The organism is Novosphingobium soli (assembly GCF_042432915.1).
GTDB lineage: Bacteria > Pseudomonadota > Alphaproteobacteria > Sphingomonadales > Sphingomonadaceae > Novosphingobium > Novosphingobium soli.
The window spans coordinates 82947-103045 of sequence record NZ_JBHLWK010000006.1 but is presented as its reverse complement, the minus strand read 5'-3'; the positions used below and the strand labels follow the sequence as shown (position 1 = coordinate 103045).

Genomic DNA, 20099 nt, shown 5'->3' with positions numbered 1-20099 from the left:
GCGCTTGTGCGCGCGCGTCAACTTGTCCAAGGAAGGGGCCATCCGAAAGACCTCCCCCGGACAACAAGGAACGTGACGCTTCCATGCCCATCGAGATCAAGATGCCCGCCCTGTCTCCCACCATGGAAGAAGGCAAACTGGCCAAGTGGCTGGTGAAGGAAGGTGACACGGTCTCCTCCGGCGACATCATGGCCGAAATCGAGACCGACAAGGCGACCATGGAATTCGAGGCCGTGGACGAGGGCGTGGTGGGCAAGATCACCGTCGCGGAGGGTACCGAGGGCGTGAAGGTCGGCACCGTCATCGCCATCCTCGCCGGGGAGGACGAGGACGCGTCCGCGATCGAGGCGCCGAAGGCGGCAGCGGCTCCCACGGCCGCGGAAAGGCCCAAGGCCGAAGCGCCCAAGACCGAAGCTCCAAAGGCCGAGGCCCCGAAGACCGACGCGAAGCCTGCGCCGGCGGCCTCCAGCCCTGCGCCTGCCGCGGCGGCTGCTCCCGCGGGGGACCGCGTGGTCGCCTCGCCGCTCGCCAAGCGCCTCGCCGCGACGAAGGGCGTCGACCTCGCCGCCGTGACCGGCACCGGCCCTAACGGCCGCATCGTCAAGGCGGACGTCGAGGGTGCGAAGCCCGGCGCTGCTCCCGCCAAGCCGGCCGCCGCCGCTCCGCAGGCCGCGCCCGCTCCGGCCGCAGAGGCCGCTCCGTCGGTCGACATGGCCGCGGAGACCCGCGCGCTGCTGGACGCGCGCGTCCCGCACACGGTCGACAAGCTTTCGGGCATGCGCAAGACCATCGCGCGGCGGCTCACCCAGTCGATGCAGGAAGCGCCGCACATCTATCTCACGGTGGACGTGCAGCTCGACAAGCTCCTCGCCCTGCGCGCCGAGATCAACACCGCGCTGGAGAAGCAGGGCGTCAAGGTCTCGGTCAACGACATGCTGATCAAGGCGCTCGGCCTCGCGCTCGTCGAGGTGCCGGAGTGCAACGTGACCTTCGCGGGGAACGAGCTGATCCGCTATCAGCGCGCCGACGTGTCGGTGGCGGTGTCGATCCCGAACGGGCTCATCACTCCGATCGTGCAGGACGCCAACGGCAAGTCGCTCTCGGCCATCGCCCGCGCCACCAAGGACCTCGGCGCGAGGGCCAAGGACGGCAAGCTCAAGCCCGAGGAATACCAGGGCGGCACGGCCTCGATCTCCAACATGGGCATGATGGGCATCAAGCAGTTCACCGCCGTCATCAACCCGCCGCAGTCGACCATCCTCGCCATAGGTGCAGGCGACAAGCGTCCCTGGGTCATGCCAGACGGGTCGCTGGGAGTGGCGAGCGTGATGAGTGCGACGGGCAGCTTCGATCACCGGGCCGTGGACGGCGCCGACGGCGCGCGCCTGATGGCCGCGTTCCGCCAGTACGTCGAGAACCCGCTGGGGATGATCGCCTGACATGGCGCATGAGGCCGGAGAGCTGGTCATCCGCGTGACCGCCATGCCCACCGACCTCAACCCCTATGGCGGCGTGTTCGGGGGCTGGCTGATGAGCCAGCTCGCGCTGGGCGCCGCCTCGCTGGTCACCCGCCGCACCGGCCACAAGGCCGTGGTGGTGGGCGCGACCGACTTCACCTTTCCGGGCGCGATGGTGGTGGGCGACGAGCTCAACGTCTATGCCCGGGTCGCGCGCACCGGCCGCACATCGATGACGGTGGTCACCCGCGGCTTCGGGCGCGCCCGCGCCAGCGAGGAGGAAGGCGAGGTCGCCCGCGGCACCTTCACCTTCGTGACGCTGGACGAGAACGACCGGCCGCGCCCCATCGCGTCGGCTGCCGAGGTTTGAACACATGACCGAGTACCGCGAACCCGTCATCCGCGTCACCGCGATGCCGGCCGACACCAACGCCTATGGCGACATCTTCGGGGGCTGGTTGCTGAGCCTGATGGACTCGGGCGCCGGCCTCGTCGCCGCCCGCCATTCGCGCGGACGCGCCGTCACCATCGCCCTGGACGGCATGAAGTTCCACAAGCCCGTCAAGGTCGGCGACGAGGTCTCCGTCTACGGCGAGCTGAAGAAGGTGGGCCGCACCTCGATGACCATCGCGATCGAGGCGTACCGCCGTCATCGTGCAGAAGAAGAGCGGGTCAAGGTCACCGAAGCGATTTTCACGTTCGTCGCGATCGACGACGCCGGCCTGCCCCGCGCTATCGAACAGGAGAGTTAAGTCAGTGGCTGATTCATACGACGTCATCGTTCTCGGTTCCGGCCCCGGCGGCTATGTCGCGGCGATCCGCAGCGCCCAGCTCGGCCTGAAGACCGCGATCGTGGAGCGCGAGCTGCTCGGCGGCATCTGCCTCAACTGGGGCTGCATCCCGACCAAGGCGCTGCTGCGCTCGGCCGAGGTCATGCACCACATGAAGCACGCCAAGGACTACGGCCTGGCGGCGGAGAACATCACCGCCGATCTCGACGCCATCGTGAAGCGCTCGCGCGGGGTGGCCAAGCAGCTCAACCAGGGCGTCACGCACCTGATGAAGAAGAACAAGATCGCCGTCCACATGGGCACCGGCAAGCTGGTGGCGCCGGGCAAGCTGGAGGTGACCGGCGAGAAGGGCACCGAGACGCTCGAGGCCAAGCACATCATCATCGCCACCGGCGCGCGCGCGCGCGAGCTGCCCAAGGCGAAGTCGGACGGCAACCGCATCTGGACCTACCGCCATGCGATGACCCCCAAGGAGATGCCGAGCAAGCTGCTGGTCCTCGGCAGCGGCGCGATCGGGATCGAGTTCGCCAGCTTCTACAACGACATGGGCGTGGACGTCACGGTCGTCGAGATGATGGATCGGATCGTGCCGGTGGAGGACAAGGACGTCTCCGCGTTCCTCGAGAAGGCGCTGACCAAGCAGGGCATCAAGATCCTGACCGGCGCCAAGGCCGGGGATGTGGTGGCCTCGGACAAGGGCGTCAGCGTCAAGATCACGCCCAAGGGCGGTTCGGAGGAGACGCAGGAATTCAGCCACGTGATCGTCGCCATCGGCATCGTGCCGAACGTCGAGAACATCGGCCTGGAAGACCTCAACATCGAGCCGGACGAGAAGTTCTTCATCAAGGTGGACGACTACGGCCGCACCAACGTCCCGGGCGTGTGGGCCATCGGCGACTGCGTGAAGGGCCCCTGGCTGGCGCACAAGGCGAGCCACGAGGGCGTCACCACCGCGGAATCGATCGCCAAGGAACTGGGCAACAAGGAGGTGCATCCGCACCCGCTCGACCGCAACAACATCCCGGGCTGCACGTATTGCCACCCGCAGATCGCATCGGTCGGCATGACCGAGGCGAAGGCGAAGGAAGCCGGCTACGAGGTCAAGGCGGGCACCTTCCCGTTCATCGGCAATGGCAAGGCGATCGCGCTCGGCGAGCCCGAGGGCTTCGTCAAGACGGTGTTCGACGCCAAGACCGGCGAACTGCTGGGCGCGCACATGATCGGCGCCGAGGTAACCGAGATGATCCAGGGCTACGTCGTCGGCAAGACGCTGGAGACCACCGAGGCGGAACTGATGAACACCGTCTTCCCGCACCCGACGATCTCGGAGACGATGCACGAGGCGACGCTTGCCGCCTACGGACGCGCGATCCACATCTGATCGACCGGCACGCCGCAAACGAAAGAGGGGCGGGCCACGCGGCTCGCCCGTTTTCGTGGTCCGCGCTTAGCGGAACGTCTTGGTCAGCACCACCAGCGTCGCATCGCCTTCGAGCGGCTCGGGCGTGAAGCCGCGCTCGCGCTCCAGCGTGATCGCGGCCAGGTTGTCGCGGCTCTCGATGGCGATGGCGCGGCGGCACCCGCGCGCGGCGGCCTGGTCGGCGATGAAGTCGAGCATGGCCCAGCCGATGCCCTTGCCGCGATGCGTCCCGCACACCGAGATGGCGATCTCGGCCGTATCGAGCGGACCGTCGCAGGCCAGCAGCCCCGAGGCCACGATCTGCCCGCTCGCACGGTTGCTGGCGACCCAGGACTCGGTGCGGAAATGGTCGGCGTGGACCAGCGGGTCGAGCTGGCTGGCGCTGACCGGACCCGGGGCGGCCAGGAAGCGGAAGCGCCGGTCCTCCTCGGTGACCCGCTCGAAGAAGTCGGCCAGAGCGGTGGCGTCCGCCTCGGTGGCGGGCCGCAGGTCGATCTCGATTCCCGAGCGGGTGGGCAGGGTGACGGTCTGGAAAGGCATGGCACGGGCTTCCTGGAGGGGTGAGGCAGGACCTCTTTAGGTCCCTGCCGGCCACCGCGCCTTGATCGAGATCAGCTTGACGCGCCGTCGTCCCGGGTGGCACCCCCGGCGCAGGCGCTTCGCCGTTCCCGGGCCCGCCGCCGCGCGTGCCGCCGCGCTCGTAACCGAGAACCGACGCGTGAGTTCGAGAGGAGAGATCTGCATGGCCGACGCCGTCTATCCCGTACCCGCCGAATGGGACCGCGATGCCCTGATCGACGAGGCCCGCTACCGGGAGATGTACGCGGAATCGGTCTTCGATCCGGAGCGGTTCTGGCGCCGCGAGGCCCAGCGCGTCGACTGGATTCGGCCGTTCACCACCGTCAGCCAGTCCAGCTTCCACGAGGAGGACTTCGGCATCGCCTGGTTCGCGGACGGCACGCTCAACCTCTCCGCCAACTGCCTCGACCGCCATCTCGAGGCCCGCGGCGACGCGGTCGCCATCCTGTGGGAGCCCGACGACCCGCGCACGCCCGACCGCCGCATCACCTATCGCGCGCTGCACGAGGCGGTGTGCCGCTTCGCCAACCTGCTGAAGGCGCGCGGCGTCCGCAAGGGAGAGCGTGTCACGCTCTACCTGCCGATGGTGCCCGAGGCGGCGGTCGCGATGCTCGCCTGCGCGCGGATCGGCGCCATCCACTCGATCGTGTTCGCCGGCTTCTCGCCCGACGCGCTCGCCGGGCGCATCCAGGACTGCGACAGCCGCATCGTCGTGACCGCGGACGAGGGGCTTCGCGGGGGCAAGACGATCCCGCTCAAGGCCAACGTGGACGAGGCGCTCAAGGCCTGCCCCGGCGTCGAGACTGTCATCGTGCTGGCGCGCACCGGCGCGGGAACGCCGATGGTCGAGGGTCGGGACATCGACTGGGCGACGAGCGTGGCGGAGCAGGGCGCCGACTGCGCGCCCGAGGAGATGAACGCCGAGGACCCGCTGTTCATCCTCTACACCTCCGGCTCGACCGGCAAGCCCAAGGGCGTGCTGCACACGACCGGCGGCTACGCGGTCTGGGCCTCGATGACGCACGAGTACGTGTTCGACTATAAGCCGGGGCAGGTGTTCTGGTGCGCGGCGGACGTGGGCTGGGTCACCGGCCACTCCTACGTCGTCTACGGGCCGCTCATGAACGGCGCCACCACCGTCATGTTCGAGGGCGTCCCCAATTACCCGGACCCGAGCCGCTTCTGGCAGGTGGTCGACAAGTTCGGCGTCGAGACCTTCTACGGCGCCCCCACCGCGCTGCGCGCGCTCATGCGCGAGGGCGACGCCTGGGTGAAGACCACCAGCCGCAAGTCGCTGCGCCTGCTCGGATCGGTCGGCGAGCCGATCAACCCCGAGGCCTGGGGCTGGTACCACGCGGTGGTGGGCGAGGGGCGCTGCCCCATCGTCGACACCTGGTGGCAGACCGAGACGGGCGGGATCATGATCGCCCCGCTGCCGGGCGCGACTGACCTCAAGCCCGGCTCCGCCACGCGGCCGATGTTCGGCGTCGTGCCCCGGCTGCTCGACAACGACGGCGCCGTGATCGAAGGCGCCGGGGACGGCTGCCTGGTGCTCGCGGGAAGCTGGCCCGGGCAGATGCGCACCGTCTGGGGCGACCACGCGCGGTTCTTCCAGACCTACTTCTCGACCTTCAAGGGCTACTACTTCACCGGCGACGGCTGCCGCCGGGACGAGGACGGCTACTACTGGATCACCGGCCGCATCGACGACGTCATCAACGTCTCGGGCCATCGCATGGGCACCGCCGAAGTCGAGAGCGCGCTGGTGGCGCATCCCATGGTCGCCGAGGCGGCGGTCGTCGGCATGCCGCACGAGATCAAGGGGCAGGGCATCTACGCCTTCGTCACCACCAATGCCGAAGTCGAGCCCGACGAGGCCCTGCGCAAGGAGCTCGTCCAGTGGGTCCGCCACGAGATCGGCCCGATCGCCACCCCCGACGTCATCCAGTTCGCCCCCGGCCTGCCCAAGACCCGCTCGGGCAAGATCATGCGCCGCATCCTACGCAAGATCGGCGAGAACGACCTCTCCAACCTGGGAGACACCTCCACGCTCGCGGACCCCTCGGTGGTGGACAGCCTCATCGCCAACCGACCGCAGCCGGCGCCGGCGTGACGCTTGGCCGGTAGAACGCGGCAGGCCGGGCGCGAGCGCGGCGGATCGAAGATGTACCCCATCCCCGTCTCGCCTGTCGCCAGGTGACTCGAGGGGCCGCCCTCTCGCGTGTAAGGCGTGGCTTTACGCGAGTGTAAAGCCACGCAATACAGAACACCCGCAACCGGCGACTGACATTCACAAAGGTCGACGCGAGTACGATCGCCGACCTCGACATCGAGGATTACCACTGATGGCCGTCAAGGTTCATTCCTTTTTCTCGGTGCATCCCGGCCCGTGGCTGCGGACGGAGTTCATCGAGCCGTACGGCCTCACCGTGTCGTCGGCGTCGGAAGCGCTGGGCGTCACGCGCGTGACGCTGAGCAATCTCTTCAACGGCAAAGCGGCCCTGTCGGCCGACATGGCGCTCCGCTTCGAAAAGGCGTTCGGAGTCTCGGCCGACACGCTGATGCGGATGCAGGCCGCCCATGACATCGCCCAGGCGCGAGCCCATGCCGATGACCTGGTCGTCACCAGGATTGCGAAAGCGGCTTGAAATGGGCTCGTCAGGATGAACCCACCTTGTGGCCTGCCGGGGCACTCCAGCGTAGCGTGGCGAAGCTGGAGACTGCTCGGAAGCCGCCGCCGCGGTCCATCGTCATTCTCTACGACAGCTTCGATGCGTTCGCCGATGCCGCATATGCGGAGGTGATAGCTGGCACGCTGGCAGGGACTTCTTGCTGATCCTCGCCGCACATGAGACGAGGCGGGTATGGGCGCTGGAATAAGCTAGTTGCCGTATCCGAGCCTTAAGCCACCCTGAACCGTTTCGTCGCGTCGAGCATTGCTGACCGTCGCTCGTCCGACGATATTCAAGAATGCTTCCTTCGATGCTGTCGCTTCATCCAACAGCGAGCGCCGATGGAGCGCGATATAGAGAGCCACAGCATATGCTTGGCAGTTGATCGAGCGTTCCGGATTGAACTCAATGTCTGTGAAGGCGGAATAGCTCAGTATCTCTTCTGCTAGGGATGGCTGCTTCTTGAGGGCATTGATATAGAGCCAGTCGTAAAAGGCGGTCTGTGGCTCAAGCGGCCAATCCACACCGAAAAATCGGAATGCCACCAGGCGACCCGATGATTTCAGTCTTTCGTCCTTTTTTGCCTCGCGGGAGGTCATCGCCATTATGTCACCGAAAGGACCGCCCCGCTCGAATACCTTGCTGCTCTGGTAGGCGCATTCCACACTCATGGTGTGCTGGTATTTGAGGGTCGTGAACGTCAAATTGAACGCGCTTAGCGCTACGCCCAGCTCATCTCTAGATTTGCTCGAAATCTCTAGAACACGGGCGATTCCCGGAAGCTCGCAGGCCGCCTCATGTAGCGAATCGACGGACTTCTGCTTCTGGGATACGGCCATGCCGGGAAACCAGTGAAAGCGAACGTGCTTAGTGCGAACGAGCGCCTTCCCTTCGGTCGCGGGTATAAAGATCGGTCTTTCTGCCATAGCCTATCGTCTGACGCTGCCTCAATTTCCCCAGGTTCGAGCATATTTTCGGTTAGCGAACATGCCTTTGTTGTTCGCGTGGATGTAGGTCTTCCGACCTCCTAGGTGCGCGACATATTTTTCGCGCGCGGCCTCCTTTTCGAAGATCACTCCTGTGACATACTGTGGCTCGATCACGTCAAAGACTAGCACCTCGGCTTGCACGTCCGTCGGATCATAGGGTTTCAGTTTCTGATCGACCCGCGAGGTGATGCCATCAATTTCTTCATACATGCCGACAAAAGCGGCAGGAGCCATGAGGTTGGCAAGCGGTTGTCCGCTGATCCGTCCGTCAGCAGCGTTGTGCCGACAGAAAGCGCACTTTTTTCCCCACAAGATCGACGGGGGCAATATGAGGATCGCCCACTCAACGTCCTCGTCCGCCTTGCGGTATTTGTAGAGCATCTGACAGTTCGGGAAGCCGATAGAAACCGACGTGCTGTTCCGATGTCCATCGAAACGATATTGGTCATTGATGGCGGGACTGGCGCCAACCTCGGTAGCTCGGCCGATTGGATAGATGCCATGAGCCATGATCGAAGGTAGATTCACCGCGCGGGTGAAGTGCAGTAGGTAAGGAACTCGAACGGTTGTTGCTTGAGCCTGAATCGCTTGCGCTGGCATAGAACCCCCATGCTGCCGTTTCGCTGACTCATCTATTTAAGTATTCGGCATTGATGGCGGAAGAGGTGGGATTCGAACCCACGGACGGGTTGCCCCGTCGCTGGTTTTCAAGACCAGTTCCTTAAACCACTCGGACACTCTTCCATACCGATTCAGAGACAGTGGCTACACACTGACCACAAGGCTGCCTTTCGCAGCCGCCCGACCCTTTGCCGACCTACCGCTCAGCGATTCTAAATCCGTTCCTTTTCTTCCATCACGCCCGGTGCAGCCGCGCAACCCCCAGCAGCTTTCAAGACCGCTGCCTTAAACCACTCGGCCACCTGTCCTTGCGCCTGCTGCGCATAGAACAATGGCCGGAGCGCGCAAGAGGGTGTGCGCGGTGGGGATCGGGTGAAGGGAAGCGCGCGTGCGGTGGCCGGCCGGGCGAAGCGGCGGCGGCCATTTGCAAGCGGCGCGTCTTGTGCGAAGTTCGCGCGCGATGACTGTTGCTTCCTTCGTGCGATCGCTGCGTTTTCCCGTCCTGGCCGCCTGTCTCCTGCTCTCGCCGCTGTCGACGATGCAGGCCTGCGCGCAGTCCGAGACCTTCCCCGACTACCTCCAGCAGGTCGGCGCCCGGGCGCGGGCGCAGGGGGTGAGCGAAGGGGCGGTCGCCAGCGTGCTCTCCGGCCTCACGCCGAACCCGCGGGTGATCGCGCTCGACAGCGCCCAGCCGGGCCGGCAGGCCTCGCCCCCGCCGCTCGCGCCCTACATCGCGCAGCACGTCGGCGGGTCGATCGTCAGCCGCGGGCGCGCCCGCTATGCCGCGCTCGCCGGGACCCTGCCGCAGATCGAGCGGCGCTATGGGGTGCCGGCGCCGATCCTGTTCGCGATCTGGGGCCACGAGACCAACTACGGCAGCTACACCGGCGACTTCGACCTGGCGCGCTCGCTGGCGACGCTCGCCTGGGAGGGGCGGCGCCGGGCGCTGTTCGAGGGCGAGCTGATCGCGCTGATGAAGATGGTCGACCGCGGCGTCCCGCGCGATCGGCTGAAGGGCAGCTGGGCGGGCGCATTCGGCTACCCGCAGTTCCTGCCCAGCGTGTACCTGCGCCTGGCGGTGGACGGCGACGGGGACGGGCGCTCGGACATCTTCTCCAGCCCGGCGGACACCGTGGCCTCGATCGCCAACTACTTCCGCGATGCCGGCTGGCGCGCGGGCGAGCCCTGGGGCGTGCGCGCCGGCGTGCCCGCCGGCTTCGACGTCGACGCCTATGGCACGCAACTGGCGGCGCCGAGCTGCGACCGGGTCCACGCGCGCCACTCGCAATGGAAGACGGTGCGCGAATGGCGCGCGCTCGGGGTCTCGGCCTCCGGGCCGATCGGCGACGGCGTGCTCGCCACCCTGTTCCGCCCGGACGGGCCCGGCACGCCGGCCTATCTGTTAACCGGGAATTATCGGGTGATCCTCCAGTACAACTGCTCGAACTACTACGCCATGTCCGTGGGACTGCTTGCAGATGAGATCGCCCGTTAACCACGCCCTGCCGGCCGCACTGCCCTTCGCACTGCCGCTCGCGGCGGCGTTCCTGCTGCTGGGCGGGGCTGCGCAGGCCGGCGAGCGCGGCGCCGTGCCGCCGCCGGCGAACGGGCCCGCCGCCGACTACCCGGTGGTGGTGGGCGAGCCCTTCACCATCGAGGGCACCGTGTGGACGCCGGTGGACCAGCTCAACTACGATGCGGTGGGCTATGCCGCGGTGGAGGAGGGGGCCGGTGAGGGAGCTGCGGTCACCGCCGCGCACAAGACGCTGCCGCTGCCCAGCTACGTCGAAGTGACGCAGCTCGACACCGGCCGCACCATCCTCGTCCGGGTCGAGCGGCGCGGGCCCATGGTCAACGACCGGCTCGTCGCATTGTCCGCGGGCGCGGCGGCACAGCTCGGCCTGGCGCCCGGCGCGCGGTCGCCGGTGCGGGTGCGCCGGGTCAATCCCCCGGAGGCGGAGCGCGCCCTGCTGCGCGCCGGCGCGCCTGCGCCCGAGCGGATGAAGACACCCGAGGGGCTGCTCAAGGTGCTGCGGCGCAAGCTGGGCGACGGCTCCGCGCCGACCCTCGCGCCCCCGATGGCGACCGTCTCGTCGGCAGAGGCGTCGGCTGCGGCAGCTCCGGCGCAAGCAGCGCCCGCGCCTGCGCCTGCGCCCCCGCCGCCCGCCTCCGGGAACACGGCCGAAGCCGTGCCTGCGCGAGGGGCGTTCGTCGTGCAAGTGGCGGCCTTCTCGTCGCAGGCTTCCGCGCGCAAGGTCGCGGGCGAACTGGGGGGCGGCGTGACTCCCGCGGGGCGGTACTGGCGCGTGCGCCTGGGGCCCTTCGCCAACCGTGCAAAAGCGGCGCCGGCGCTGGAGAAGGCGCGGGCCGCAGGGTATAGCGACGCCCGAATCCAGCGCGCGGACTGATCGCATCGACCGCCGCGCGAACGGCTCCGACAGGTCGCGCGGGAGAACACGGGTCTTGAGATCGTTTCCGAATGCCTTGAAGATGGCCCTGGCGCTGGCCCTGGGCGCCACTGCGGCGGCGGCTGCGCCGGCCCCGGGAGCCCGGCCCGCCTCGGGCTCCGTCCCCGTCCCGCCCGCGCAGCTCGCCTCGATTCCCGTCAGCATCCTGGTGGACCTCGGTTCGGGGCAGGTGCTGGAGCAGCGGCACCCCGACACGCCGTTCCTGCCCGCCTCGGTGACCAAGGTGATGACCGCCTACGTCGCCTTCGAGGAGATCGGCGCCGGCCGGCTCAGCCTCGACCGCACGTTCAGCGAGCGGCCCGAGACCGAGCGCGAGTGGTTCGCCAAGGGTACCAACATGTACCTCACGACCAAGGACCGGCCCACCGCGCGCGACCTGCTGCACGGCATCATGACCGCGTCCGCCAACGATGCGGCGGTGGTGCTTGCCGAAGGCTATGCCGGAAGCGTCGAGGGCTGGACGGCGAAGATGAACGACGCCGCCCGGCGCCTGGGCATGAGCCGCAGCCACTACAACACGCCCAACGGCTGGATGGACGAGGGGCATACCTACGTCACCGCCAGCGACCTGGTGAAGCTGGCCGACGCGATGACCACGCGCTATCCGGACCTCTACCGCGAGTTCTCCGGCCACAAGCGCTGGATGTGGCGCGACGTCGCGATGCGCAGCCACGACCCGACGGTGGGCGTCGTGCCCGGGGCCGACGGCATCAAGACCGGCTACACGCGCGAGGCGGGCTACAACTTCCTCGGCACCGCGGAGCGCGGCGGCCGGCGGCTGGTGATGGTGCTGGCGGGGTCTCCGCTGCCCAAGGTGCGCGACGAGGCCGCGCGCGCGCTGCTGGAGTGGGGGTTCTCCGCCTGGGACACCCAGCACCTCTTCGACCAGGGGCAGACCGTGGCGCAGGCCCGCGTCCAGGGGGGCGATGCCCGCCATCTGCCGCTGGTGGCGAACCGCGAGGTCCACGCGACGATCCCGCGCGGCACCGACCCTAAGGTCACGCTAACGGTGCGCTATCGCGGCCCTATTGCAGCGCCGATCCGCAAGGGGGAGCAGGTCGGCGAGCTCGAGATCCGGGTGGACGGGCTGGCACCCGGCCGCGTGCCGCTCTACGCCGGGCGCGACGTGGGCCCGGCCGGCCCGCTCGATCGCCTGGTCAACGGCTTCCTCGGCTTCTTCGCATGAGCCCGGGCCGGTTCATCGCACTGGAAGGCGGCGAGGGCGCCGGCAAGTCGACCCAGGCCCGGATGCTGGCGCAGGCGCTGCAGGACCGCGGGCTGGACGTCGTCGTCACGCGCGAACCGGGGGGCACGCCGGGCGCCGAGGCGATCCGGGCGCTGCTTCTGCACGGTGTCGCCGGGGACGAGGGCGAGGGATGGAACCCGCGCGCAGAGGCGCTCCTGTTCGCGGCCGCGCGCTCCGATCACGCACACCGGCTGATCCGCCCGGCGCTGGCACGAGGCGCCTGGGTGGTGTGCGACCGCTATCTCGATTCGAGCCGCGCCTACCAGGGCGGCGGCGGCGGGATGTCGGATGCGGACATCCTCCTGCTCCACCGGATCGGCAGCGAAGGCCTGCTGCCGGACCTGACGCTGCTGGTCGAAGTCGCGCCGGGCGAGGCCATCGCCAGGCTCGCGCGCCGCGACAGCGGCGCCAGCGACCGCATCGGCGGGCGCGATGCCGCCTACCACGCGCGGGTCGCCGGAGCCTTCTCCGCCTTCGCCGATGCCGAGGGCGGACGCTTCGCGCGCATCGACGGCAACGGCGATCCGGCGGCGACGCACGCCCTTGTGCTCGCGGCCGTGGCGCACCTGTTGCCATGAGCGCGTCCGCGCCCTGGTTCGGGCAGGAGGCTGCCTGGCAGGAATGGACCGCCGCGATCGCCTCGGGGCGGATGCACCACGCCTGGCTGCTGAGCGGCCCCAAGGGGCTCGGCAAGCGGTCCTTCGCGCGGGCCGCGGCGGCGGAGCTCGTCCGCCTTCCCGGCGCGCCCGTGCCCGATCCTCTGGCGCACCCGGATATCCATCTCCTGGAGCACCTTCCGGCCAATGACGACGAGGCGCGCAAGAAGGCCGAGGGCAAGCCGTACCAGACCCGGCGCAACATCACGGTCGACCAGGTACGTGCAATGATCCGCCGCCTGGCGACCAAGCCGACCCTGGGCGAGCGCCGGGCCGTCGTCGTCGATCCCGCCGACGATTTGGAGAAGAGCGCGGTCAACGCGCTGCTCAAGGCGCTGGAGGAGCCGCCCGCAGGCACGTACTTCCTCCTGGTGACGCACCAGCCCGGGCGCCTGCTGCCGACGATCCGCTCGCGCTGCCGGGTCTTGCGGTTCGCCGCGCTGTCGGAAGACGGGCTCGACGCCGTACTGCTCCGCGAGGCGCCCCATGCCTCCGCCGCGGCCCGCGCCGCCGCAATTGCCGCCGCGCAAGGGTCCCCCGGCATGGCCCTGGACTTCGTGGAGCACGATCTGGGCGCGATCCACCAGCTGATGACCCGCATCCTCCAGAGCGGCGACGGCGACTTCGCGCTGCGCGGCGCTCTCGCCGAGGAGATCGGGGCCCGGCCGGCACGCGACCGGCAGCTGGCCGCCCTGGAGCTGGCGCGCTCAGTCCTCGTTCGCGAACTCGGCGGGGCGTCGCGCGCCCGCCAGCAGCGCATCATCGCGGCGCATGCCGCGCTCGCGCGGCTGTCGACCCAGGCGCCGACCTACAATTTCGACCCCGGGCTGCTCATTATGGAAATTGGCGGGTTGCTGGCCTCCGCCGCCATGCCTAGAGAAGCCGCAGGCTAGCGGCTTTTGAAAGCGCTGGCAGGTCGAACTCGAGACAGAACGGAAAGAGCGACGCCGCATGGGCGAGCCCTATTACATCACCACCGCCATCAGCTATCCCAACGGCCGGCCGCACATCGGCCATGCCTACGAGGCGATCGTCGCTGACGTCATAGCGCGGACCAGGAAGGCGGAAGGCTACGACGTTCGGTTCCAGACCGGGACGGACGAGCACGGCCTGAAGATGGCGCAGAAAGCGCGGGACCTGGGCGTGACGCCGCTTGCCTTGGCCGATGAGATGTCCGGTTATTTCAGGCAGATGTGCGATGTTCTGAACGTGGGTTATGACACGTTCATCCGCACCACCGAGCCGCGCCACCACGAGGCTTCGCAAGCCTTGTGGCGCCGCATGGAAGCGGCCGGCGACCTCTATCTCGACCGCTACGAGGGTTGGTACTCGGTCCGCGACGAAGCCTACTACGACGAGAGCGAACTGGTCGCGGGAGAGGGGGGCGACAAGCTTTCCCCGCAAGGCACGCCGGTCGAGTGGACGGTGGAGGAATCCTGGTTCTTCCGCCTGTCGCGCTACCAGGACAAGCTGCTGGAGCTTTATGCTTCCAGCGACTTCATCCGCCCGGAGAGCCGCCGCAACGAGATCCAGCGTTTCGTCGAGGGCGGACTGCGGGACCTCTCCGTGTCGCGCACCAGCTTCGACTGGGGCATCAAGGTGCCCGGAAGCGAAGACCACGTGATGTACGTGTGGGTCGACGCGCTGACCAACTACATCACCGGGCTCGGGTTCCCCGATGAGGAGAGCGACTTCGCGCGGTTCTGGCCGGCGGACGTGCACGTGATCGGCAAGGACATCGTGCGCTTCCATGCCGTGTACTGGCCCGCCTTCCTGATGAGCGCCGGCCTGGCGCTGCCCAAGCAGGTCTTCGGCCATGGCTTCCTCCTGAACCGCGGCCAGAAGGAATCGAAGTCGCAGGGCAACGTGACCGATCCGATCCCGCTGGCAGAGACGTTCGGCGTCGATACGCTGCGCTACTTCTTCCTGCGCGAAGTGGCGTTCGGGCAGGACGGGTCGTGGTCGCCGGAAGCCATCGTCACGCGCGCGAATGCCGAGCTGGCGAACAGCTTCGGCAACCTGGCGCAGCGCAGCTTATCCATGATCTTCAAGAACATGGACGGAGAACTGAAGGCTGGACTTGAACACACTGCGGCGGATGATGCCCTGTTCGCCGCAGTCTCCGAGGGGATCGCGGCGCTGCGCGCCGCCTTTTCCCAGTTCGACTTCAGCAACGGCCTCGAGGCCTGGATGCGCGCCGTGTTCGCCTGCAACCAGTACGTGGACGAGCAGGCCCCCTGGGCGCTGCGCAAGAGCGATCCGGCGCGGATGGAAGCGGTGCTGATGGTGCTGTTCCGCTGCGTTCGCGACCTGGCGATCGCCGTTCGACCCGTCGTGCCGACCGCCATCGACGCCCTGCTCGACCAGATGGGCCAGGACGCTGGCGCCCGCGACTATGCCGCCTTCGGCGAGAGCGCCTGGTTCGATGGACTGGCCGTCTCGGGATTCCGCGTCGACAAGCCGCAGGGCGTCTTCCCGCGGCTTGAACTTCCGCAGGATGCGGAGCCGGCGAGCGCCTGATGCTGATCGATTCCCACTGCCACCTCGAATACGAGGGCCTCGTCGAGGACCAGCGGGGCGTGCTGGCCCGCGCGCGCTCGGCGGGGATCGCCGGGTTCCTCAACATCTCCACGCGACGCCGGGAGTGGGACCGCGTCGTCGCTACTGCCGCGCGCGAGCGGGACGTCTGGGCCTCGGTCGGTATCCATCCCCATGAAGCCGACGAGCATGCCGACCTGGGAGACAGCGCGCTCCGGGAGGCCACCGCGCATCCCCGCGTGATCGGCATCGGCGAGACGGGCCTCGACTACTACTACGACAAGTCGGACCGCGCCGTGCAGCAGGCCTTGTTTCGCACCCACATCGCAGTGGCGCGCGAGACCGGGCTGCCGCTCATCATCCACACTCGCGACGCAGAAGCGGATACGCTGCGCATTCTGGAGGAGGAGATGGGGAAGGGCGCCTATCCTGCGCTAATCCACTGCTTCACCGCCAGTGCCGGGTTCGGCCGCGCGGTCCTGGACCTGGGCCTATCCATCAGCCTTTCCGGCATCGTTACCTTCAAGAATGCCAAGGACTTGCAGGAGATTGCCAAGACGATCCCTGAAGATCGGCTACTGGTGGAAACCGACTCTCCGTTCCTGGCCCCGGTGCCTCACCGCGGTCGCCCGTGCGAGCCCGCATTCACCCGCGACACGGCGGCGTTCCTAGCGGACTTGCGCGGCATCACGCTCGAACATCTGGCACAGGCCACCACACGCAACTTCTTCGGCCTGTTCGCCAAGGCCCGCTACGCGGATGAAGCCCGGTGAAGCTCACCGTCCTCGGCAGCGGCACCTCGACGGGCGTGCCCCGGATCGGTGGTGAGAACGGCGGCGCCGATTGGGGCCTGTGCGATCCGGACGAGCCGCGCAACCGCCGCACGCGGGTGGCGGTCCTGCTGGAGAGCGAGGCAGGCGCGCGGATCCTCATCGACACGCCCACGGACCTCAGGGCACAACTGCTCGCGACCGAGACGCACCGCATCGACGCCGTGTTCTGGACCCACGACCATGCCGACCATTGCCACGGCATCGACGACCTGCGCCCGCTGCGCTACGGCCGCGCGGGGCCGATTCCTGGCTATGCCGACGCCGAGACGGTGCGCCGGCTGCGGCAGCGCTTCGGCTACGTCTTTGCGGGCCAGTATGGCTATCCAACGCTGATTTCGTTGGATAACCTCGACACGGTCCGGCTGTGCGAAGGGTTCCGTGTGGACCATGTGCAGATGCCGCACGGACCGGTGGAATCGACCGGCTACCGGTTCGAGGCCGATGGCCGTTCGGCCGTCTACGCGACCGACTTCAGCGAGATCACCCGCGGGATGATCGAACTGTTCTACGGCTGTGACCTGCTTGTCGTGGATTGCCTGCGCCGCGAGCCGCATCCCACGCATGCGCACCTGGGCATGGCGCTGGAACTCGCCGAGATCTGCCGCGCCGGGGCGGTCGTGCTCACGCACCTTGACAAGAGCATGGACTACGCCACGCTCAGCGCCCAAGTGCCGCCGCATGTGCAGGTGGGCTACGACGGACTGGTGGTCACGGCATGAACCAGACTGCGATGATCGTTTCCATGGTCGCGGTCGTCGCGTGCCTGGTTCTGGCGCTGCGAAATTCGGAAGTCCGCGAGCTCGGCCGCGGCAAGGCGCTGCGGCTGGCAGCGATCTGGGCGGCGATCATCGTCGGCCTTGTGGTGGTGATCCAGCTCTCGGGCTTCCGGATCGAACCATGACCGGCCGCGGCCGCGCTGCCCTTTGCTTTACATAATCATCATTATCGGTCTGACATGACGCGCTCCGCTTATCCCCATACTGACCGCCTGCTCCGCATCATGGCGCGCCTGCGCGATCCCGAGACCGGTTGCGAATGGGATCGGGTGCAGACGTTCGCGACGATCGCACCTTATACGATCGAGGAAGCCTACGAAGTCGCCGAGGCCATCGCGCAGGACGACCTTTCCGCCTTGCGCGAGGAACTGGGCGACCTGCTGCTCCAGGTCGTCTTCCACGCCCGCATGGCGCAAGAGCGCGGCGCCTTCGCATTCGAGGATGTCGCCGCCGCCATCGCCGACAAGCTGGAGGCGCGCCACCCGCACATTTTCGGCGATGCGTCCGCTGCCGAGGCGCAGACCGACCGCTGGGAAAAGCTGAAGGCGCAGGAGCGCGCGGCCAAGGGCGCGACCAGCGCGGTCGATGGTGTCGCCGTGTCGCTGCCGGCGCTGATGCGCGCCGAGAAGCTGCAGAAGCGCGCTGCAAGGGTCGGCTTCGACTGGGCCGAACCCGCCGGTGCGGCCGACAAGCTGCGCGAGGAGATGGACGAACTGGCGCAAGCCGAGCCGGCTGACAAGCTGGAGGAAGCGGGCGACCTGCTGTTCGCGGCCGTCAACCTGGTGCGGCTCAATGGGATCGCGCCCGAAGATGCGCTGCGTGCAGCCAATGCCAAGTTCGAACGGCGCTTCCGCGCGATGGAGACGCTCTCCGCCGGCGACGGCAGGGACTTCGCGGCGCTTTCGCTGGAGGAACAGGAAGCCTACTGGCAGGCCGTGAAGCGCGCCGAGCCGCGCTGATCCCGAGCGATCCGCAAGGATCGCCGGATCACAGCGCGCCGAAGCGGCCCCGCTCGCGTTCGGAGAGACGGACCTGCAGGCGCAGCTGCGGCCCGTCCGGCCCCTCGCCCGCGTCCTCTTCGGCCACCACTTCGCCCCGGGCGTGCAGGAAGGCGAGCCGCTGTCCATCCGCGGCGGGCACCACGAAGCTGTAGAGGCGCGCGTCCTGCGTGAGCATGCGGCCCGCCACCTCCAGCAGCTCGTCGCAGCCCTGCCCGGTCAGCGCCGAGAGCGGGACGATCGTCTCGCCATCGCGGTGCGTCACGGCTTCGGTCAGCAAGGCCGCCTGTTCAGGGCCGAGAAGGTCCCACTTGTTCCACACTTCGACGATCGGGATCGACGGCGCCTCGCCCTCTCCCTGGTCCCCATCGCCACCGTTTCCGGCGACCACGCCAAGATCCGCCAGCACGTCCAGCACCTGCCGCTTCTGCGCCTCGGTATCGGGATTGGCGATGTCGCGGACGTGGAGGATGACGTCGGCGGCGGTGACTTCCTCCAGCGTGGCGCGGAAGGCCGCGACCAGCTGTGTCGGCAGGTCCGAGATGAAGCCCACGGTGTCCGACAGGATCGCCTTCTCGACAGCGGGAAGCCGGATCGCCCGCATCGTCGGATCGAGCGTAGCGAACAGCAGGTTCTCCGCCATGACGCTGGCGCCGGTGAGGCGATTGAACAGCGTCGACTTGCCGGCGTTGGTGTAGCCGACCAGCGCGATCACCGGCCAGGGTGCCTTCTCGCGGCGGTCGCGGTGGAGGCCGCGGGTGCGGCGCACCTGCTCCAGTTCGCGCCGGATGCGGGCCATGCGGTCGCGGATCATGCGCCGGTCGGCCTCGATCTGCGTCTCGCCGGGGCCGCCGAGGAAGCCGAAGCCGCCGCGCTGGCGTTCGAGGTGGGTCCAGCTGCGCACGAGGCGGCCGGCCTGATAGTCGAGGTGCGCCAGCTCGACCTGGAGGCGACCCTCCGCCGTCGCCGCCCGCTCGCCAAAGATCTCGAGGATCAGCCCGGTGCGGTCGATGACCTTGCGCTTCAGCTTCTCCTCGAGATTGCGCTGCTGGATCGCTGTCAGCGAGCCGTCGACGATGACCAGCTCGGCCTCCTCGAGCTCGCAGGCGGTGGCGATGTTCTGGATCTGGCCCTCGCCGAACAGCGTGCCGGCGCGCGGCTCGCGAATGACGATGGCCATCGCATCCGCCACGACAAGGCCGATAGCGAGGGCGAGCCCCCTCGCCTCCTCCAACCGAGCCGCGGGATCGAGGTCCCCGCGCCCGCGCATCTGCGGATATACGACGAGGGCACGCGCACCGCGCGTGACCTCACCTTTCAGTTCGTCGTTCAAGTCGGTTCAGCTTCGCTCTTTCAGTCCTCGCCTTCCTCATGCGCCTGGAGGTCCACCGGAGTCACGGGCTGAATCGTCGAAACAGCGTGCTTGTAAGCCAGCTGAACGTATCCTTCGCGCTCCAGCAGCATGCAGAACAGGTCGTAGGCGGCGACGCGGCCCTGGAGCATGACGCCGTTGATGAGGAACATCGTGACCTGCACGCCGGCATTGCGGATGCTGGAGAGGAATACGTCCTGCAGCACGCGGGTCTTCTTGGGGTTCTCCGGGCCGTTCGCGAACTGACGCGCGTCGATCGGGGTCGAGGGCATGATCGTCGAGATCGCGTGCTTGTACACCAGCTGCGACTGGCCGTCGCGGCGCAGCAGGATCGAGAAGTTGTCGAACCAGGTGACGATGCCCTGCAGCTTCACGCCCTTCACCAGGAACATGGTGACCGGGGTCTTGTTCTTGCGCAACAGGTTGAGGAACTGGTCCTGCAGGTTCTGCCCGCCCTTCGCCGCGCTTGCGGGCGATGCGGGGGCTGCTGCAGCCGGCACCGCATCGGGTGCCTCGGCCTCGGGGGCCGCGGGTTTGGGTCGCGCGGAAAGGGTACGACCAGCCATGTCCATTCTCCTTCTTTTTGGCGGCCGCCCATGCGGTCCGCGATCTGGCGCCCGGAATCCGGGTGCCGTAATCGAATCGAAATCTACCGACTTGCTGCAATGCAGTAAACGAGGATT

Annotated in this window: 21 protein-coding genes and 1 tRNA gene; 16 read left to right on the top strand and 6 right to left on the bottom strand. The window is 67.9% G+C overall.

The features are described 5' to 3' along the window. Positions 1–83: 83 nt before the first annotated feature. The 4 genes from ACFFJC_RS02355 to lpdA are packed head-to-tail and all read left to right on the top strand — an operon-like array spanning position 84 to position 3629. Positions 84–1439 carry a pyruvate dehydrogenase complex dihydrolipoamide acetyltransferase gene (locus ACFFJC_RS02355; RefSeq protein ID WP_379485971.1) on the top strand — a complete coding sequence of 452 codons (1356 nt, stop codon included), beginning with the start codon at positions 84–86 and terminating at the stop codon, positions 1437–1439. Position 1440: 1 nt separating this feature from the next. Next, the gene (locus ACFFJC_RS02350) at positions 1441–1827 is read left to right on the top strand and encodes an acyl-CoA thioesterase (protein WP_379485970.1); all 387 of its coding nucleotides are present in this window, start codon (positions 1441–1443) and stop codon (positions 1825–1827) included. 4 nt (positions 1828–1831) lie between these two features. After that, a complete protein-coding gene (locus ACFFJC_RS02345; protein ID WP_379485969.1) occupies positions 1832–2209 on the top strand; it encodes an acyl-CoA thioesterase in 378 nt (125 codons plus the stop codon). Positions 2210–2213: 4 nt separating this feature from the next. Beyond that, complete coding sequence (gene lpdA, locus ACFFJC_RS02340; RefSeq protein WP_379485968.1) at positions 2214–3629, top strand: dihydrolipoyl dehydrogenase; 1416 nt, start codon at positions 2214–2216, stop codon at positions 3627–3629. Positions 3630–3695: 66 nt separating this feature from the next. Here the strand turns inward: lpdA and ACFFJC_RS02335 are convergent, their stop codons facing one another. Then, positions 3696–4208 carry a GNAT family N-acetyltransferase gene (locus ACFFJC_RS02335; protein WP_379485967.1) on the bottom strand — a complete coding sequence of 171 codons (513 nt, stop codon included), beginning with the start codon at positions 4206–4208 and terminating at the stop codon, positions 3696–3698. Positions 4209–4410: 202 nt separating this feature from the next. Here ACFFJC_RS02335 and acs point away from each other — a divergent pair, with 202 nt between their 5' ends. Both acs and ACFFJC_RS02325 read left to right on the top strand, forming a co-directional pair. Further along, complete coding sequence (gene acs / locus ACFFJC_RS02330) at positions 4411–6360, top strand: acetate--CoA ligase (RefSeq protein WP_379485966.1); 1950 nt, start codon at positions 4411–4413, stop codon at positions 6358–6360. Between the two features lie 232 nt (positions 6361–6592). Then, complete coding sequence (locus ACFFJC_RS02325) at positions 6593–6895, top strand: HigA family addiction module antitoxin (protein WP_379485965.1); 303 nt, start codon at positions 6593–6595, stop codon at positions 6893–6895. A gap of 233 nt (positions 6896–7128) precedes the next feature. On the opposite strand, the gene ACFFJC_RS02320 is transcribed toward ACFFJC_RS02325, so the two are convergent. The 3 genes from ACFFJC_RS02320 to ACFFJC_RS02310 form a co-directional block, all read right to left on the bottom strand. Then, complete coding sequence (locus ACFFJC_RS02320; RefSeq protein ID WP_379485964.1) at positions 7129–7845, bottom strand: DarT1-associated NADAR antitoxin family protein; 717 nt, start codon at positions 7843–7845, stop codon at positions 7129–7131. A 21-nt stretch (positions 7846–7866) separates the two neighbouring features. Beyond that, positions 7867–8508, bottom strand: a complete 642-nt coding sequence (locus ACFFJC_RS02315) for a DarT ssDNA thymidine ADP-ribosyltransferase family protein (protein WP_379485963.1) — start codon at positions 8506–8508, stop codon at positions 7867–7869. Between the two features lie 54 nt (positions 8509–8562). Next, positions 8563–8652: transfer RNA gene (locus ACFFJC_RS02310), tRNA-Ser, on the bottom strand. Between the two features lie 415 nt (positions 8653–9067). On the opposite strand from ACFFJC_RS02310, the gene ACFFJC_RS02305 reads away from it, so the two are divergent. The 10 genes from ACFFJC_RS02305 to mazG all read left to right on the top strand — a co-directional run bounded on the left by ACFFJC_RS02305 (position 9068) and on the right by mazG (position 18005). Continuing rightward, entirely contained in the window at positions 9068–10024 is a 957-nt protein-coding gene (locus ACFFJC_RS02305; RefSeq protein WP_379486186.1) for a lytic murein transglycosylase, read from the top strand. Beyond that, positions 10008–10937: an SPOR domain-containing protein gene (locus ACFFJC_RS02300; protein WP_379485962.1), complete on the top strand. Its 930-nt coding sequence runs from the start codon at positions 10008–10010 to the stop codon at positions 10935–10937. The genes ACFFJC_RS02305 and ACFFJC_RS02300 overlap by 17 nt, the downstream gene beginning before the upstream one ends. A gap of 82 nt (positions 10938–11019) precedes the next feature. Beyond that, positions 11020–12183, top strand: a complete 1164-nt coding sequence (locus tag ACFFJC_RS02295; RefSeq protein WP_379486185.1) for a D-alanyl-D-alanine carboxypeptidase family protein — start codon at positions 11020–11022, stop codon at positions 12181–12183. Beyond that, positions 12180–12821 (top strand): dTMP kinase, encoded by a 642-nt coding sequence (gene tmk / locus ACFFJC_RS02290; protein ID WP_379485961.1) that lies wholly within the window; start codon positions 12180–12182, stop codon positions 12819–12821. Before ACFFJC_RS02295 ends, tmk begins: the two co-directional genes overlap by 4 nt. Then, positions 12818–13792 (top strand): DNA polymerase III delta subunit-related protein, encoded by a 975-nt coding sequence (locus ACFFJC_RS02285; protein WP_379485960.1) that lies wholly within the window; start codon positions 12818–12820, stop codon positions 13790–13792. Before tmk ends, ACFFJC_RS02285 begins: the two co-directional genes overlap by 4 nt. Before the next feature lie 58 nt (positions 13793–13850). Further along, positions 13851–15419: a methionine--tRNA ligase gene (gene metG, locus ACFFJC_RS02280; protein WP_379485959.1), complete on the top strand. Its 1569-nt coding sequence runs from the start codon at positions 13851–13853 to the stop codon at positions 15417–15419. Further along, entirely contained in the window at positions 15419–16210 is a 792-nt protein-coding gene (locus ACFFJC_RS02275; RefSeq protein WP_379485958.1) for a TatD family hydrolase, read from the top strand. Before metG ends, ACFFJC_RS02275 begins: the two co-directional genes overlap by 1 nt. Then, positions 16207–16989, top strand: coding sequence for an MBL fold metallo-hydrolase (locus ACFFJC_RS02270; RefSeq protein ID WP_379485957.1), 783 nt, complete (start codon positions 16207–16209; stop codon positions 16987–16989). Before ACFFJC_RS02275 ends, ACFFJC_RS02270 begins: the two co-directional genes overlap by 4 nt. Next, the gene (locus ACFFJC_RS02265) at positions 16986–17171 is read left to right on the top strand and encodes a hypothetical protein (protein ID WP_379485956.1); all 186 of its coding nucleotides are present in this window, start codon (positions 16986–16988) and stop codon (positions 17169–17171) included. Before ACFFJC_RS02270 ends, ACFFJC_RS02265 begins: the two co-directional genes overlap by 4 nt. 54 nt (positions 17172–17225) lie before the next feature. Then, on the top strand, positions 17226–18005 hold the full coding sequence (gene mazG, locus ACFFJC_RS02260; RefSeq protein ID WP_379485955.1) for a nucleoside triphosphate pyrophosphohydrolase: 780 nt from the start codon (positions 17226–17228) through the stop codon (positions 18003–18005). A gap of 28 nt (positions 18006–18033) precedes the next feature. On the opposite strand, the gene hflX is transcribed toward mazG, so the two are convergent. Both hflX and hfq read right to left on the bottom strand, forming a co-directional pair. Beyond that, positions 18034–19377 (bottom strand): GTPase HflX, encoded by a 1344-nt coding sequence (hflX, locus tag ACFFJC_RS02255; RefSeq protein WP_379485954.1) that lies wholly within the window; start codon positions 19375–19377, stop codon positions 18034–18036. A gap of 20 nt (positions 19378–19397) precedes the next feature. Next, positions 19398–19982 carry an RNA chaperone Hfq gene (gene hfq, locus ACFFJC_RS02250; protein WP_379485953.1) on the bottom strand — a complete coding sequence of 195 codons (585 nt, stop codon included), beginning with the start codon at positions 19980–19982 and terminating at the stop codon, positions 19398–19400. Between the last annotated feature and the right edge of the window lie 117 nt (positions 19983–20099).